Annotated in this window: 14 protein-coding genes; 2 read left to right on the forward strand and 12 right to left on the reverse strand. The window is 61.4% G+C overall.

The genetic code is table 11. The features are described 5' to 3' along the window. The 10 genes from IPP95_00460 to IPP95_00505 form a co-directional block, all read right to left on the reverse strand. Positions 1-387: a TerB family tellurite resistance protein gene (locus IPP95_00460; GenBank protein ID QQS72744.1), complete on the reverse strand. Its 387-nt coding sequence runs from the start codon at positions 385-387 to the stop codon at positions 1-3. A gap of 60 nt (positions 388-447) precedes the next feature. After that, a complete protein-coding gene (locus IPP95_00465; protein ID QQS72745.1) occupies positions 448-891 on the reverse strand; it encodes a DUF2007 domain-containing protein in 444 nt (147 codons plus the stop codon). Positions 892-893: 2 nt separating this feature from the next. Beyond that, positions 894-1,535 (reverse strand): class I SAM-dependent methyltransferase, encoded by a 642-nt coding sequence (locus IPP95_00470; GenBank protein QQS72746.1) that lies wholly within the window; start codon positions 1,533-1,535, stop codon positions 894-896. Then, positions 1,535-2,731 (reverse strand): T9SS type A sorting domain-containing protein, encoded by a 1,197-nt coding sequence (locus IPP95_00475; protein QQS72747.1) that lies wholly within the window; start codon positions 2,729-2,731, stop codon positions 1,535-1,537. The genes IPP95_00470 and IPP95_00475 overlap by 1 nt, the downstream gene beginning before the upstream one ends. Before the next feature lie 139 nt (positions 2,732-2,870). Further along, positions 2,871-3,836, reverse strand: coding sequence for an OmpA family protein (locus IPP95_00480; GenBank protein QQS72748.1), 966 nt, complete (start codon positions 3,834-3,836; stop codon positions 2,871-2,873). A gap of 125 nt (positions 3,837-3,961) precedes the next feature. Beyond that, positions 3,962-4,963 (reverse strand): T9SS type A sorting domain-containing protein, encoded by a 1,002-nt coding sequence (locus tag IPP95_00485; protein ID QQS72749.1) that lies wholly within the window; start codon positions 4,961-4,963, stop codon positions 3,962-3,964. Between the two features lie 28 nt (positions 4,964-4,991). Then, positions 4,992-5,282 (reverse strand): hypothetical protein, encoded by a 291-nt coding sequence (locus tag IPP95_00490; GenBank protein QQS72750.1) that lies wholly within the window; start codon positions 5,280-5,282, stop codon positions 4,992-4,994. Between the two features lie 42 nt (positions 5,283-5,324). Further along, positions 5,325-6,347 carry a T9SS type A sorting domain-containing protein gene (locus tag IPP95_00495; protein QQS72751.1) on the reverse strand — a complete coding sequence of 341 codons (1,023 nt, stop codon included), beginning with the start codon at positions 6,345-6,347 and terminating at the stop codon, positions 5,325-5,327. A 121-nt stretch (positions 6,348-6,468) separates the two neighbouring features. Then, a complete protein-coding gene (locus tag IPP95_00500; GenBank protein ID QQS72752.1) occupies positions 6,469-7,116 on the reverse strand; it encodes a response regulator transcription factor in 648 nt (215 codons plus the stop codon). Positions 7,117-7,119: 3 nt separating this feature from the next. Continuing rightward, on the reverse strand, positions 7,120-10,341 hold the full coding sequence (locus IPP95_00505) for a hypothetical protein (GenBank protein QQS72753.1): 3,222 nt from the start codon (positions 10,339-10,341) through the stop codon (positions 7,120-7,122). A gap of 31 nt (positions 10,342-10,372) precedes the next feature. On the opposite strand from IPP95_00505, the gene IPP95_00510 reads away from it, so the two are divergent. Together IPP95_00510 and IPP95_00515 are read left to right on the forward strand one after the other, a co-directional pair. Next, positions 10,373-10,891: a hypothetical protein gene (locus IPP95_00510; protein QQS72754.1), complete on the forward strand. Its 519-nt coding sequence runs from the start codon at positions 10,373-10,375 to the stop codon at positions 10,889-10,891. A gap of 12 nt (positions 10,892-10,903) precedes the next feature. Next, positions 10,904-11,908 carry a hypothetical protein gene (locus IPP95_00515; protein ID QQS72755.1) on the forward strand — a complete coding sequence of 335 codons (1,005 nt, stop codon included), beginning with the start codon at positions 10,904-10,906 and terminating at the stop codon, positions 11,906-11,908. Between the two features lie 192 nt (positions 11,909-12,100). On the opposite strand, the gene IPP95_00520 is transcribed toward IPP95_00515, so the two are convergent. Beyond that, positions 12,101-13,318 (reverse strand): hypothetical protein, encoded by a 1,218-nt coding sequence (locus IPP95_00520; GenBank protein QQS72756.1) that lies wholly within the window; start codon positions 13,316-13,318, stop codon positions 12,101-12,103. 264 nt (positions 13,319-13,582) lie between these two features. Further along, entirely contained in the window at positions 13,583-15,394 is a 1,812-nt protein-coding gene (locus IPP95_00525) for an acyl-CoA dehydrogenase family protein (protein QQS72757.1), read from the reverse strand. Positions 15,395-15,442 lie beyond the last annotated feature (48 nt).

A 15,442-nucleotide genomic window follows, 5' to 3' on the forward strand; every position in this document is an offset into this window, starting at 1 on the left:
TCAATGCAAGCGCCGCTTCAATTCGGCGAGCATCCGCAGTTCCTTGGCGTTCACACCATGGAACGCATGGGCCACCACGTCAGCGGCCCGAAGGACAAGTTCCTTTTGCTCGTCACAGAGCCGGTCCTTGTGCTGGGTGAGATAAGTGGCGAAGGAGTCGAATGCTTCTTCAGGAGCTTCACCGCGGTCGGCCTGAATGTCGAATTCGAACTCGGTGATGTAGGCCTGGTCCGTACCGAAGTGGTCCGTCGCGGCCTCCTGTGGCACCAATTGCTCGGAGACGATGCGCTTCATCGTGGCGGCCTCCTTGGCATGGATACGCCCGTCCACCGCTGCGATCGCGTAAAGCAATCGCCCGAGTTCCGCATAGAATTTCTTCTGGTCCACGCCGAAAGGTAATCCATCGGGGATCAGAAGGAGCAGGCCCGGTAACTTTTTAAGCTTTCATCAGGTGGTGACCGCAGCAACTTCCTCGGGGACGAATTGTTCGCCGCAGGCGTTGCAGTTCATACCCCGCTCCATAACGATGGGATACACCCCGAAGAGGAGGCCCAACAGCCAGTGGAACTTACCACTGTTGGTGCGCGGCTTCGACACGCCGCTTTGAAGATCGGTCGAGCCACACTTGGGGCAGCATACGGGCTGGTCGTCCTCGTCCAGGTAGGGCCGGTGCTCGGTCTCTTGCAGGATCAGTAGCGCCTGTTCTTTGTCGGTCGCGGCGACCTTGAGCTTCACCCCGCCGAGCGCCACGCCAAAGGCCCGGTTCAGACCGATGATGTGCTCGTCGTGGATGTATGCCTCGATGCCTTCGTTCTGCAACAGGCAACGGCCGAGGTGTGCCTCCATGGGGTCGTCATAGAAACGAACGGGCACGAGGTCGTTCGGCTCCATGGTCATTTTCGGCGGGCCACCATTAGGCCGTCGCGCAAGGGCACCATCACGGTCTCCACGCGCGGGTCGGCATTTACGCGGCGGGCGTACTCCACCAGCGCTCGGGTCTGGTCATCCTGCTTTTCCTTGGGCTTCAATACCTCGCCGCTCCATAGCAGATTGTCCGCGATGATGAGGCCGCCGGGGCGCACCTTTTCGATCACCGCGTTGAAGTAGTTCGGGTAATTCGGTTTATCGGCATCGATGAAGACGAGGTCGAACGGCGCGGGCAGATCGGGGATGACCTCCAACGCGGGCCGGTGGTGCATGGTGATCCGGTCCTGCATGCCGGCCTTCCCGATGTAGCGGTCCACCATCTCCGGCAAGTTGGGGTCGATGTCGATGGTGTGCAACATGCCGCCTTCGGCCAAACCTTCCGCAAGGCACAGTGCGCTGTAGCCGGTGAAGGTGCCGATCTCCACGATGATCTTCGGCTTCACCAAATGGCTGAGCATGGCGAGGAAGCGTCCTTGCAGATGGCCGCTGAGCATCTGCGGCATGTGGACTTTCTCCTGGGTCTCCGCAGTGAGTTCTTTCAGGTAGGACGGCTCGTTGCCGCTGTGTGCTTCGCAATAGGCGTCGAGTGCGGGATCGAGGAATTGCATCAAGGAAGTTTGGTCAATATGCCGCGAAGTTGCGTCGGTCCATGTTGGGCTTCCACCACGTAGCGGCCGGGCGCTAAACGACTAACATCGATGGGGGAGCCGCTGTTCACTTGTTGATCCCGTACCGTGCGACCCACGGCATCGAGGATGAGGATCCGGGCATCGGGCCATGTTTCCGACCAGATAATGGTCATTGAGGTGGTGGCAGGGTTTGGGAAGAGTTCGATCCGGGGCATGTCCCGGTCCTCGATCCCCAAAGCGAAGTCCAGTCTCCACCAGTCCTTATGGCGCGTAAGGCCCTGATCCAGTCCCAGGCCGAAGAAGAAAGTGTTGTTCCAGTTACTCGGGGCCGGGATCCCTGCGCCCACACCGCCGCGCCGAGGTCCGCCGGGGAACGGGGGAAGGCTTGACCATTCATTGGTGTACCCGCTCCATGCATCATCGTGGAAGACGGTGTCACTGTCCGCCCCGCCCACGAGGACCATTATGTATTGTGTTCCTCCCTTCATCTCGTACCGGGGAGCGGGCAGGCCGGGCCGTGAATAGTATTGGCCGGTCTCAAACCAGACCGGATAGCTCCATGCGTCGCTAAGCGCGGTGCCTGTGGAGTCGGCCCCGCCGAGGATCAACATGCCGCCGCCATCCTGAATGGCCACGGCGCGGTGCCGGGAAGGACCGGGCACCGGGTTGATGGCTTCCCATGTGTCGGTCGCGGGGTGGTACTTCCATGCTTCCTTGGTGGGCACGCCGCTGGCCAACATGCCGGTGGCCACAATGCCATAGTTCCAAGCTTCTACCGCCGCTGCGGCATAGCGGGCCTCGGCGGCCATGGAGCTTTTCTGCACCCACTGATCGGTACCGGGGTAGTAGGCCCACAGCTCGCTCAAGGCACCGTTCGCATCCACGCCGCCGAAGACATAGCCGGTGTCATAGACGGTGAACGCGGCGCAATATTGGCGGGGCGTGGCGGGCATGGCCGCGATGGCAGCCCAGTTTCCCGTCTGCGCATCGAAGCACCACCAATCGTTGGTCAAACCCCAACCCACTTCCATGCCCGTGCCCACATAGATCTTGTTCCCGATGCTGAAGGATGCCGCATCATCGCGCGCTGTACCGGGGAAGTCCGGGAGTTGCTGCCAGGTCTGCGCGGAAACCACAGTAGCGGACAGAAGCAGAAAGGGGAGAAGGCTGCGCATGTTCGAAGGTACTATCGGGACGGCCCCACCATTTACGTGGACCCACGAAAAAGGTGAGGCCCGCACTTCTGGGCGGGCCTCTTCAAAGCAACATCTCTTTCTGTTACCGGTCAGAACGGGTTCTTCCCCGCCTCCGCCCTCACCGCGCTACCACCTCTACGCGGCGGTTCAGCTGCCGCCCATCGGCCGTGGTGTTGGTCGCCACCGGCACCAGCGGCCCTACGCCGTGGCCCGCCAGACGCGCTTGCTCGATCCCTTGCTCGGCGACCAATAGGCGCACCACTTCGTCGGCCCGTCGCCGGCTCAGGTCCATGTTGTGCTCCAGGCCGCCGGTCATGTCGGTGTGTCCCACGATGTACACGTTCAACTTGGGGCGGGCTTTCAACAGCTTGCCGATCTCTGCGACCACGGGCATGGACGCGGGCTGCACCGTGGCCCCGTCGGTGTCGAACAGCAGGTCGTTGAGGGCCACCTTGCCCTGGCGGTCGATCTGCTGCATCATCCATTCGGCATTCACACGGATCTTGTCGGTGGCGATGCCCACTTCCTCGATCACGTCCACCAGCACCAGTTTGGTCCCGGTGGTGTATTGTGCGCCACCGATCACTACGTGTACAGGAGTCCCTTGGTCGTCCAAGGTGCCTGCCAGCATGAAGGTCCCGCCGGAGGTGGCGGACCCGTTCAGCAGGACGATGCCGGCGCTCGGCGGGAATTCGTTCCGTGCGTAGTGGACGCCCAGAAAGGAGCGGCTGCCCACATTGGGCGATGTGGACTTCATCTCAATGCCGTCGGCGAGCATTTGCGCTCCGGCCCGCTGCAATGCACCTTGGTAGTTGAGGTAAATGTCCCGGATGCTCATGTCGCCTTCCACCGTGTAGTAGATGCGCGTGCGCTTGCCCGTCACCTCGGTCCATTCGTCGATCTGCCGGTAGCCGGTGATCGGCCCGTGGGCGATGGCGTACGCAACATGGTTCTGCTCCTCGCAGTAGGTGATGAACGATCCCGGATAGCGGGTGATCACCGGATGGTCCTTGCACCCGGACTTGTCCTGCGCGAAGATCAGGGAGGGGGCCGCCAACAGGAAGAAGAGGAGCAAGAGTCTCATGGTGGAGGATTTGTGTTCGATCGACGGTGGTGAATTGATCCTCCACAGGCCCACCTGAGGAATGCAGCGATCCTTCGGAGGACCAATGTCCATAGAGGCAGAAGGTGCGGAGGATGTAACTGACATCACTGGACCACTACGCGGGTGGTCTGTGCCTTGCCGTTGCGGAGGAAGGTGATCACATAGACACCACTGGCCAGACCCGCGGTGGGGAGTTCCATGCCTTCCCGGCCAAGGGTAGTACGGTCGAGGGCGGAGATCCGTCGGCCATTGAGGTCGGTGAAGGTGAGCGATCCCGTAGTGGGTGCCCAGGACCAGATGCGGATGGGATCACCGCGCCGTACTACGGTGTTCAGCACGTTGAGACCAGCAGTTGCGGAAGGAGCATCCGCCATGCCCACTTGAAGCGGGTTCAGCGACCACCTGTTCAGGTAGGTGACAACACCACCCGGGTTGAGGTTTTCGCCCACTTCCAGAAGCCAGAACACCCGGTCCGGGCTGATCCAACGGTGGACCTCCGACTCGTAGACAGCACCGACGGACGATTGTGTACGCTCTTCGCGAAGCCTGATCGTGTTCATGTAGGTGCCATTCGGCAGGATCAAGGTTCCCCATGCATCGGCTTCGATCGATTTCGTCCCTGAGATATACTGTTGAACGCCCAGCGCGCCTTGCGTGCCCTCGAACGTGTCGCTCTCTGAATTCCCGAAAGTGAACGGTACGCTGATGATGCGTTCCGGGTCCAAGGCAAGGTCCATTTCTATGATACCGAATCCGGGTTGGTCCTTGGCGAGCCCGATCGATTCGACCGTGCTCCCTGTCAAGTTGTAAAAGAAGTAGGTCGTGTCCTGCATTCGTGCGGCCAGATTGGCGGCCGGGAACGAGTCCTGGAACGGCGTTTCCGAGGGGTCCATGAAGATGTAGGAGTGCTCCGTGATCTGCGGCAGTGTGCTGAAGTCCCAGGTCTGGTCGGCTCCAGCAGGCCCTGGAGGAACCCCTGGGAAATCGTTCACGCCCAATGTTACCGTTACTCCCGCTTGGGGTAGAAATGGAACATCCAAGATGGGTTGGGCCCATACCGGGGCAGTTAGTAGTGCGGCAAAGGCAGTGAGTAGTTCTTGTTTCATGGCATGGGTAGGTATGATGAAATCGGGTTCAGCGTGTCAGTTCAAGAGGCTCGGTGGAAATGTGTCCGTTGTGGAGCAGGGCCAGGTGGTAGACGCCGTTGGCTATTCCGGCATGCGGGTTCCGGTCGTCGATCGCCCTGTACCCCGTTATCGGGCCATGAGCGATGGCGTACGCCACATGGTTCTGCTCTTCGCACCACGCAAGCATGGCACCGGGATAGCGGGTGATCAAGGGGTGGTACTTGCATCCGGCTGTGTCGTGGGCGGCCGTGGGTTGAACAAGGGCGAAAAAAAGAAGGATGATCAGGAAGGAGCGCATATCAGGTTCCGTTGTGCAGTGGGTTCAAGCAGCAGGACATGGCTATCGAACGACCAATCGCGTGGTCCCCGCGGTTGTTCCGTTCGGTCCGAGGAAACGCACCACGTACACGCCCGGTGCCATGGCATCCGTGCTGATACGCGTGGTCCCGACCGGGAAGGTCCGCAGAGAACGACCGGTGGCGTCGATCACTTCCATGCGCAGGGCGGAGCGATCGCTGTTGCCCACGATGGAGACCGACGTGCCCGGCTCAACGGGGTTGGGATGGAGGGACCATGCGGCCTGCGCGACCTCGACCTGGCCTGTCGGTCCGGCGAGCGCGGGGTTCTTGTCGTACCAAACTTGCTGGCTCGTATTGAACCCATCGTAATTGATCTCCATCAGCAGCAACCAGAACCGATGATCGGCAGAGACCCAGGCCCACTGCTCCTTGCTGGTCTGCACGGTGTTGCCGAAGACGGTGTTGTTCTGGATGCGATCGAAGTGATAACGCACCACGTCATCGTACATACCGGTAGGGAGGATCAAGGTGCCGTGGCCATCCACCTGCAGATCCACCGTACCGTCCATCGTGCCTAGGAAGCCAGATGCGCTGAACGTTCCACTGAAGTCATCCAAGAATGCATCCCCAAAGCTGTAGGGCAGTTCCAGGATACGCTCGGTGTTCCCGTTGAACAGGAACTTGGCGGTGTCCTCCGGCGGAGGCCCGGGGACAATGATCGCATTACCCTCTGTCTCCAGGGCGGAGGCGCTCAGGATGTAATAGCTGTATGCATCGTCCCAGCTGATCCCGCACAGGTTGGAGTTCGGGAAGTCGGCCGTCCAGGGTGTGGTGGCCGGATCCACGAAATAGAATTGCTCTTCGCTGAATTCGGTCAAGCCACTGAAGTCCCACGTTTGCATCGCACCGGCGCTTGCATCCAGTGCGTCAGCATCAATAATGTCCGTGCAACGACCAATGGTGACCACATCGCCGAGCTGCGGCAAGTTGTTCACGGTGATCGTCGGTTGCGCCTGAATGAAGGTGGCGGCAAAAAGGAGTGAAAGGAAGGTAGGCGTGCGCATGGCGGTGGTGTTTACGCGCCGGTGTTCGGCGCATGTGTGTCGAGTTCTTCGCATGTCGTTGATGTTCACGGGGCAAAGCAATCCCCCTGCACCATGCCGCGCCATCACCCATTTGGGTGGATCAGATCAGCCGGTCCCGCAAGGCTTTGCGGACTGCTTCCGCCCGCGTATGCACCTGCAGCTTTTCGTAGACGCGCTTGATATGCGCCTTCACCGTGTTGGTGCTGATGAAGAGCGCCTCCGCGATGCTACGGTAGTTCTCTCCGTCACAGAGCCTCGCCAATACTTCCGTCTCGCGCTCGGAGAGTGCCGCATGATCCCGTACCGGCTGGAATGTGCAGACCACCAAGCGGGCGATCGCGGGCGACATGGCCGAGCCGCCTTCATGGACCTCGGTGATCGCCTTAAGGATCGCCTCGGGTGATGCGTGCTTCAGCAAATAGCCCGAGGCCCCTGCGCTCAACGCATGGAACACGGTCTCCTCGTCCTCGCGCACGGAAAGCATCAGGAACTCGGTCCCGGGCAGCTTTTCCTTCAAGGTCCGTACGCCCTCCACGCCGTTCATCCCCGGCAGGTTGACGTCCATGAGCACCACGTCGGGCGGTTCTTCGGGCAAGAGCTGCAAAGCCTCCTCGCAGGAGGGGAAGCCATGGGTGAAGTGGAAACCGTCCTGTTCTTCAAGGATGAGCCGGAGCGCCTCGCGCACCTCGCGATCGTCCTCCACCACGGCCACGGTGATCACGCGCGGTATGTCGCTTCCCCGGCTCATGCTTTAGGTATTCTCCAGTGCGGCTTGCAGGGATCCCATTGGTACGCGCAAGGTGATCTTCGTTCCTTGGCCAGCGGCGCTATGGATGCCGAGGGCGGCCCCGATCTCCGAGGCGCGCTGCTGCATGTTGCGCAGTCCACGGTGGTCGGCTGACCGCTGGGCCAGCGTGTCGAAGCCGCTGCCGTCATCCTCCAGGTCGATCACCAAGTGTGCCTCCTCCATCCGGGCGCTCAAGTTACAGCGGCGGGCCCCTGCGTATTTGGCACAGTTGTTCATGGCCTCCTTCATGAGCAGGGTGATCGCACGGCGCGTCTCCATGGTGACGTGCATGCGCAATGCGGATGGCGGCGGAGCGGTCACTTTGAAGGCCGTGGGCGTGGCATCGAAGAGGGCCAGCCCGAAGGAGGTGAGCCGTTCCACGGTGTCCCCGAGGCTGTCCCGCGTGGGGTCCATCGTCCAGATCAGGTCGCGGATGCCGGCGGAAAGTTCCCGGCTGGCGGTCTCGATCTTCAGGAGATGCGGGACCAGTTCCGGGTTTCCGGCGGCGCGCTGGCGGACCAGTCCGGTGAAGAGATTGATGCGGGTGATGCGCGCCCCGGCCTCATCGTGGAAATCGGCGGCGCTTCTGCGCCGGAAGCCCTCGAACTGCTCCGCCTTGGCCTTTTCGGCGTGCGCATTTGCCGCTGCTTCCCGGCGGACCATACGCAGGCGCATGCTGAAGACCGCATAGAGCACCCCGCCCAGCAAGCCCGCATACACGAGGTAGGCGTACCAGCGCAGCCAGGGCGGGGCGAGCACATGGATCGCGAGCGCGGCCCCTTCGGTGTTCCAGACCCCGTCGTTGTTGGCGGCCTGCACATGCAGCCGATAGGAGCCCGGCGCCAGGTTGGTGAAGGTGACATCGTTGCGCGGGCCGAGGTCCACCCACCGTTCATCGAAACCTTCCAGCCGGTACCGGTAGCGGTTCTTCTCCGGGGCGATGAAGTTCAGCGCCGCAAAGGTGAAGGTCAGCACATGGTGGTGCCAGGCCAGATCGAGCTGTTCCAGCTGATGTGGTGGCCGGTCGAGCGCGAGATCGTCGCCGGTCCCTGCGGGCCGGACGGGCAGGGGCTTGTTGTACAGGGCGATGCCGGTGAAAAGCACGGGAGGCAGGCGCGTGTTGGTCGCGAGGTCCGCTTCCCGGAACCAGGACAACCCGATCGCACCACCGAAGTACAGCGTGCCGTCGTGGCCCTTGAGAAAAGCGTTCTGGTTGAACTCGTCCCCCGGTAGGCCGTCGCCTTGATCGAGCACGCGCAACACTGTCCCACTGTCGGGATCCCATTCCACCAGTCCGTCGTTGGTGCTCAGCCAGAGATGGCCGCGCCCGTCGGGCTGGATGCCATAGATCACCTCGTTCGGCAATCCGTCCGCACGGTTGTAACGCTTGAACATTCCTTCCTCCGCGTGGCCCTCAAGTACGGTGCGTCGCAGTTCCGCGTTCAACGGTCCGCGTGTGCGGCAGAGGCCGTTCACTGTGCCGGCCCAAAGCCGGCCCTTCGGGTCTTGGTACAGGCAGAGCACGAGGTCCGCGCTGAGGCTGCCCATGTCCTCCGGTTCATGCTTCACCGTTCCGAAGGTGCCATCGGGGGAACGCAGCAACAGACCGCCGCCCGCCGTGCCCGTCCAGAGGTACCCGGCATCGTCCTTCAGTAGGGTGAAGAGGTAGGGGTGCGAAGGGCCGTCGCTACCACCGGTGGGGCCTTGGCAGGAAAGCTCGCCGGTGGCACTGTTCAACCGGCAGAGACCCGCACCGCCAGTGGCGAGCCAGACAGTCCCGTCCGCAGTGGGCAGGATGTGGTGAACGATGTCTGCACGGCGCGGGTCGTCCAGGCCGACAGGCCTGTGGCGCTTGATCTCGATCTTCCCGTCGCGCTCGACCACCTCGTTCAATCCGCCGCCCAAGGTGCCAACGAGGATCCGTCCCTGGCCGTCCATGGCGAGTGACAGCACGTAGTCGGCGCCTAGTGATCCGGGATTTATCGGATCATGCCGCAGGTGCCGGAACGAGTCCTTCGCGCGATCCCAGATCGTCAAGCCGGACGGGGAACCGATCCAGATCCGGCCTTGCAGGTCCTCGATCAGCGCGGTCACGCTTGCATGCAACAGGCCGTTGGTGTCCCCGGGTGAATGCGTCAAGGCATGGACGGTCGGCTCCAGGCGGTCGATGCGGTCCAGCCCGTTGCGCGTGCCCACCCAGATCTCGCCGCCGCGCCCGGCATGGATCGAAAGGACGTGGTCGTCCGCAAGACTGGATGGGTCATCGGGCCGGTGCCGATGGATGTACGTGGCACCGCTGGAGCGGACCATGAGGACCAGGCCGTGCGTGGTGCCGATCAGGATGTGGTCCTTCAGAAGCAGGAAACACTGGAAGCCCATCTTCGGGTCGGCCCCGGAAAGCGAGTCCACGTCCACCAGTGCGGTTTCCTCCGCAGTGCGCGGGTCGATCCGGTACAAACGGTGGTTCTCCAGCACATGGACAGCCTCCGGGGTAGCGGTCAAGGCGGTCACCTCCTGTTCCGTGCCGGTCTTTTGGCCCTGCTTCAAGACCTCCACTCCGCCGGTGGACATTGTGAACCGCAGCAGTCCCGCCCGGCCTTGGAGCAGCAGGTGGTCCGCATCACCGGGGGCCATGGCACCGATCAGGTCCCCTTCGGCCATGCCGCCCTCGATATAGCGTTGAACGCTTCCGGTTTCCATGTCCAACCGGTCGAGCCCCTTGCCGGTGCGCACCCACAGCGCACCGGCAGGGTGCTCCAGCAAGCCCAGGACGCGGTCGCTGCTCAGGCTCCGGGGATCTCCCTCGGCATGCCGGAAATGGCTGAACGCGCCGGTGCCGGGGTCATAGCGGTCGAGGCCGCCCCCGTATGTGCCGATCCACAGTGCGCCGTCCTGCGCTTCCAAGGAGGTCCACACATAGTTGTTGGAGAGGCTGTTCGCCGTCCCATCGTTCCGGTAGGTGATAAAGCCGTGCCCGTCGTAGCGGCACAAGCCGTCCTGCGTGCCGGACCAGAGGAAACCGTACCGGTCCTCCAGCATCGTGTTCACGGAATTCTGGGGAAGCCCGTTGGTGTTGTCCAAGTGATGGAACCGCAGCGGGCCGGGTTGCGCGAAGGCGATCAGGTTGGCCGCCGCCCAGACAAGGGCTAAAGCAATTCGGGCGGGATCATGTGGAGCAATGCGCATGCTGGGCGAGCAACTAACCTACGGAGGATCCATGGAAGATCCACCCAAATGGGTCATGCGCGGGCAAAAGCGATGGGCGACCTTCGTGCCAAAGAACATCATGACCATGGACATTATTTCAAGGAAGTTGATATTCGGCATGCTCCTGCTCTCGGCCTGCGGCACCGGCACCACTGCGGAGGAGGCCACGGGGACGCAGCAGGATATCCCTGCCGTGGAGGCGGCCACGGCGTGCGATCCACTGGTGGGCGAGTTCCGCGATCTGATGGCCGACTATGAGGCCGGTCTTAAGGAGATGGTCGCCGATGGGAAGGTGGATGAGGAAAGGCAGAAGGAATGGTCCGCGAAGGCCAAAGACCTGGGCGAGCGGATCAATGCCAAGGGAGAGCGGGAGCTGGGCCTGAAGTGCTACCAGGAGTTCAACACCATCGGGCAGGTGTACGCGCCGCGCATCGCTGAGCTCGGCATGCAACTGGCCCTTCTGCAGATGAAGGACAAGGGCATGGACCCGGCCGCCATGGAGCAGGTGAAGAAGGCCATGGGGCAATAGCTTTTGCGCAGCATGGAGGAGAAGACACGGACGGCCAAGTTGTTGCCGGGCTTGGGCCTTGCGCTCAGCGCCATGGTGCTCGGGCTTTTCGCCGGGGGGCTGGTCGGCAGGCTCACGGTGCCGAAGACCGAGGGTTTAGCGGGAGCGGTCGAGGTTTTGGCCTACGCGCTGTTCGGAGGGCTGCTTCTTCTGGTCTCGGCGGTTGTGCTGGTGTGGCGGTCTCCAAGGGGTATCAGCATCCGCTTGTTGATCTTTTCGGGCCCCTTGGCCGTCATCTTGCTCTCGTACGCCACGTGGAGCTTCATGAAGAACAAGGCTGAAAAGGACCGCCAATGGGAGGAGGAGCAAAGGCGCTACAGGGAGATGAAGCCTACCGCGCCCGCCGCACCGGTCATGTTCGCTGCATGGAGCACCGCCGGCACTGCTGCGGCAACGAGGCCCCCGGAGCAGGGTCCGCAGCGCTTGGGCCTCGGCATGGCTGCACCTGTGATGGAGACCGGGGTCTTTCATTTCTACGCCGGACCGGACATGGACCGAATACCCGATCCCTCCCAAGCGCTGGACAGCCTGATCTTCGAGAAAGGGAAGCACTACATCGGGATCGCGTCGGCCCCGCCCTGGTTCGTGCCTGCCCACATGAAGCTGGACTACGGACTGCTCTTATTGAAGGTCATCACGCTCTCGCGCAACTGGGTGGAAGTGGAGGTGAACACCTTTGATGGCGCCACACGTTGGGTGGACCGTCAGGAATTAGGCATCGCGCTGTGGCCCGAGTTCATCAGCACGGTCAATTCCGTGGAGATCATCGACCCGGAGACGAATCCGATTCGCATCAAGCCTCTGGATCATGCTTCGATCATGGCCGATGGCGCGGATGCGTTGCTGAAGCCGCTGGCCGTGCAAGGCGATTGGCTGATGGTGGATACATCCGGGCTTGCCGACCGCATCGCCCCGACGGGCTGGATCCGCTGGCGTGATGGGGAGCGCTTGCTGGTGCGCTACAACCTGCTTTGCTGAAAAGTGGGAGCTCGCCGTGTCGCCGGGCTACTGTTCAGCATCCGATCTAGATCGTTTCCCTGATCCGGTCAGAAGGGATCCTTCCCCGCCTCGATCATCTTCTTCGACACCAGCTTCCAAAGCGCCGCAGTGCTTAGTTCGTGTTCTTGCAGAAGCGGTCCACACCTATCAGCATCGTGACGGCGGTCGAACTCAACGATGTTCCGTGGTCATCCGAATTGCATCAAGGAATGCAGCATCACGTCCCTGGATCACATCATCGATCGTCCTGGCAACGGGATGGGTCGGCATTACACCGTGGCCATCATCTTTTCGGTCCACGAGTAGCCATTGTCTTGTGGAGATCGTGCAGTTCATGCCGGTATGCGGCAAGGTCCAGGTCTTTCCGCTACCGCTCATCACGGTCCTGTCGCCTCCGCTCTCCTCGCCGATCAACGGACCGCGCTGGTGAAGTTCCAACTGAGCCAGCACCATGGTCGTGACGGAAAAGCTACCGCCGTCCATCAGGGTGTACAACCGGCCTTGGTACGGTCGCTTCACCGGATGTGCCGGACCACTCGCCGGACCAGCCGCGACGAGCGTGAACGGCCGGTTGAGTAGATGAGCAAGGAGCACCTTGGCCACCGCCGGGTCTCCCCCTTGGTTGCCGCGCAAGTCGAGGATCAGGTGTTCAATGCCGCGTTCCGCGATCAGGACAAAGGCATCCTTCAAGGAGCTTTTCATCTTAGGTAGGGTTACGCGATCGAAGGTGGGGATAGACAGCAAGGCCACGGAACTGTCCACATGGAAAGACAGTGAGATCCCGGACTGCTGATCGGTGGGGCAACGCCCACCAATGCTGTCACTGGGCTGTGCGGTAAGCATCACCGTGCGTGAACCATCTGCTTGTTCCAATTCAAGCTCGAAGTGCTCAGGCTGACCAAATGAGAAACGGAAATAGGGCCTGAACCAGCGATCGAGTATCCAACGCGGATAACTAAGGTCGTGCCCGTCTCGAACCTGGCGCCTGAGCATCGTGTCCATGACAACCGCCGCAGCCATCCCATTGATCGCGAGGATCCGTGCTCCGGCCTGTAGGCCATCTGTTCGCGAAGGGTCGCAGCGCAAGTACAGCGCCGTATCGATCCATGCCACATCCAAAGGCAGGTACATGGGGCTGATACCGCTGTCCCCACGTCCGCTTGGAAGCAGGAGTGTGTGACCATCGCCTAAGAGCGGGTACAAGGCTGCGATCCGACCTAGGAACTCCAGTTCGGTGAGGGGGCGGTCGAGGGTAGCCCTCAGACTGTCTACGCAACGGTCGAATTGCGCCGGTGTACAGTAACGGTGTAGCGCGGGGTGGTGTTTACGCAACAGACTGACAAGTGTGTTCAAGTCGCTCTGCAACTCCGCGGGCTGCCAGGTATGCATGCCAGCGAAAGGGCCTCGCTGGGCAAATGCTGGCCTGGTAAAAGTCCCCAGCAGGAACACCGACAACAGGATCAGTCGAACGTTGCGGAAAATCATACCGTATAGTGTCGATGTGTCGCTATACCGGTCGCGATTGCCATTGGAGCATGTACCCGCCTGAAATGGGAACGACGCATTCTGTTGATCATCCTTCCCATTGCCATGTTGAGATCCCATCCTCCCCGGCATTCCATATTCTGATCCGCTGATCGCCCGATCTTCCGATCAGAAGGGATTCTTCCCCGCCTCGATCATCTTCTTCGCCACCAGCTTCCGTAGCGCCGCCGTGTTCAGGTTGGAGCTCTTGCAAAAGCGCTTGGCGCCCATCAGCATGGCACGTTGCTCATCGCCCTCGGCGAAGTTGTTCACGGCCTCCTTCGCGTACTTATGGATGCGGTCCGCAGCATCGTGGACGTACAGTTGGGTCATCGCCACCTGCTCCGTGATAGCGCCATCGCCCTTCACGTTCGCGAGCTTCAGTGTCCGCAACAACACGCTCTCCGCGAGGTAGGTGTCGATCACCATGTCCGCGATGTGCATCAAGGTCTCTTGGTGCTTCGCCAGTTCCAGGCCCAGCTTCTGAGCAGCGCCACCGGCCACCATCAGCACGGCCTTCTTGAAGTTCGCCACCATACGCTTCTCGTCGCCGAGGAGTGAATCATCAGGCTCCGGCATGTCCGGGAGGCCCATCAGCTCCGCGGCCACGGCCTGTGCAGGACCCATCAGATCCAGCTGGCCTTTCATCGCGCGCTTCAGCAGCATGTCCACCGTCAACATGCGGTTGATCTCGTTCGTCCCCTCGAAGATCCGGTTGATCCGGCTGTCGCGGTAGGCGCGCTCCACGGGGCTCTCGGCGCTGTAGCCCATGCCGCCGAAGATCTGCACGCCCTCATCGCACACATAGTCCAAGCACTCGCTACCGGCCACCTTCAGGATGGCCGCCTCGGCGGCATACTGCTCCACGCCCTTCAGGAATGATCTGGCAGGGTCCGCGCCGCCGGCCTTGAGTTCCTCAATGGCACGTTCCATGTCGTTGCTGCAGCGGTAGGTCGCGCTTTCCACCACGTAGCAGTAAGTTGCTTGGTCGGCCAACTTCTGGCGGATCGCGCCGAAACTGCTGATGGGCCTGCCGAACTGCTGGCGTTCGTTGGCGTACTTCACGCTTTCGTCCACCACGGCCTTTGCACCGCCCAGCGCAGCGCCCGACAGTTTGATGCGCCCGATGTTCAAAATGTTCACAGCGATCTTGAAACCGTTGCCGCGCTCGCTCAGCAAGTTCTCCACCGGCACCTTGCAATCGTTGAAGAACACCTGCCGGGTGCTGCTACCCTTGATCCCCATCTTCTTCTCCTCGGGGTTCAGTGTGATGCCGCCGAAATCCTTCTCCACGATGAAGGCGCTGAGGTTCTTGTCCATTTCCCCGGTCTTCGGGTCCACCATTTTGGCGAACACGGTGAAGACGTCCGCAAAGCCGCCGTTGGTGATCCACATCTTCTGGCCGTTGAGGATGTAGTGCTTGCCGTCATCGCTCAGCACGGCCTTCGTTTTCCCGCTGTTGGCATCGCTGCCGGCCCCGGGTTCCGTGAGACAGTACGCGGCCTTCCACTCGCCGGTGGCCAACTTCGGGATGTACTTCTTCTTCTGCTCCTCGGTGCCGTAATAGAGGATCGGCAACGTGCCAATGCCTGTATGTGCCGCGATGGCCACGCTGAAACTATGACCCGCCCCGGTCACTTCCGTCAGGAGCATCGTGGTCACGAAGTCCTTGCCGAAGCCGCCGAACTGCTCCGGCACCGAGATGCCCAACAGACCAAGCTCGCCGGATTTTTCCAGCAAGCTCTGCATCAGACCTTCCTCCATGCTATCGATGCGGTCCAAGTGCGGCCAAACCTCCTGAGACAGGAAGTCCCTCGCCGTCTGCGCGATCATGCGCTGCTCCTCATTGAATTCCTCGGGGATGAAAATGTCCTGCGGGTCGCTTTCGCGGATCAGGAATTCGCCGCCTTGAAGGGCTTTGGGTTTGGTCTCGGTCGCCATTGTTCAGTTCGAATGTTCAGGCCGTTGATGTCTGCTGCCAATTGTAAC

This window comes from Flavobacteriales bacterium (genome assembly GCA_016700415.1).
Classification (GTDB): Bacteria; Bacteroidota; Bacteroidia; order Flavobacteriales_F; family PHOS-HE28; genus PHOS-HE28.

Excerpts from the sequence above, each read along its gene's own strand:
- IPP95_00465 (QQS72745.1), bottom strand. The coding sequence starts at position 891 with ATGGAGCCGAACGACCTCGTGCCCGTTCGTTTCTATGACGACCCCATG.
- IPP95_00470 (QQS72746.1), bottom strand. The coding sequence starts at position 1,535 with ATGCAATTCCTCGATCCCGCACTCGACGCCTATTGCGAAGCACACAGC.
- IPP95_00475 (QQS72747.1), bottom strand. The coding sequence starts at position 2,731 with ATGCGCAGCCTTCTCCCCTTTCTGCTTCTGTCCGCTACTGTGGTTTCC.
- IPP95_00480 (QQS72748.1), bottom strand. The coding sequence starts at position 3,836 with ATGAGACTCTTGCTCCTCTTCTTCCTGTTGGCGGCCCCCTCCCTGATC.
- IPP95_00485 (QQS72749.1), bottom strand. The coding sequence starts at position 4,963 with ATGAAACAAGAACTACTCACTGCCTTTGCCGCACTACTAACTGCCCCG.
- IPP95_00490 (QQS72750.1), bottom strand. The coding sequence starts at position 5,282 with ATGCGCTCCTTCCTGATCATCCTTCTTTTTTTCGCCCTTGTTCAACCC.
- IPP95_00495 (QQS72751.1), bottom strand. The coding sequence starts at position 6,347 with ATGCGCACGCCTACCTTCCTTTCACTCCTTTTTGCCGCCACCTTCATT.
- IPP95_00500 (QQS72752.1), bottom strand. The coding sequence starts at position 7,116 with ATGAGCCGGGGAAGCGACATACCGCGCGTGATCACCGTGGCCGTGGTG.
- IPP95_00505 (QQS72753.1), bottom strand. The coding sequence starts at position 10,341 with ATGCGCATTGCTCCACATGATCCCGCCCGAATTGCTTTAGCCCTTGTC.
- IPP95_00510 (QQS72754.1), top strand. The coding sequence starts at position 10,373 with ATGGAAGATCCACCCAAATGGGTCATGCGCGGGCAAAAGCGATGGGCG.
- IPP95_00515 (QQS72755.1), top strand. The coding sequence starts at position 10,904 with ATGGAGGAGAAGACACGGACGGCCAAGTTGTTGCCGGGCTTGGGCCTT.
- IPP95_00520 (QQS72756.1), bottom strand. The coding sequence starts at position 13,318 with ATGCATACCTGGCAGCCCGCGGAGTTGCAGAGCGACTTGAACACACTT.
- IPP95_00525 (QQS72757.1), bottom strand. The coding sequence starts at position 15,394 with ATGGCGACCGAGACCAAACCCAAAGCCCTTCAAGGCGGCGAATTCCTG.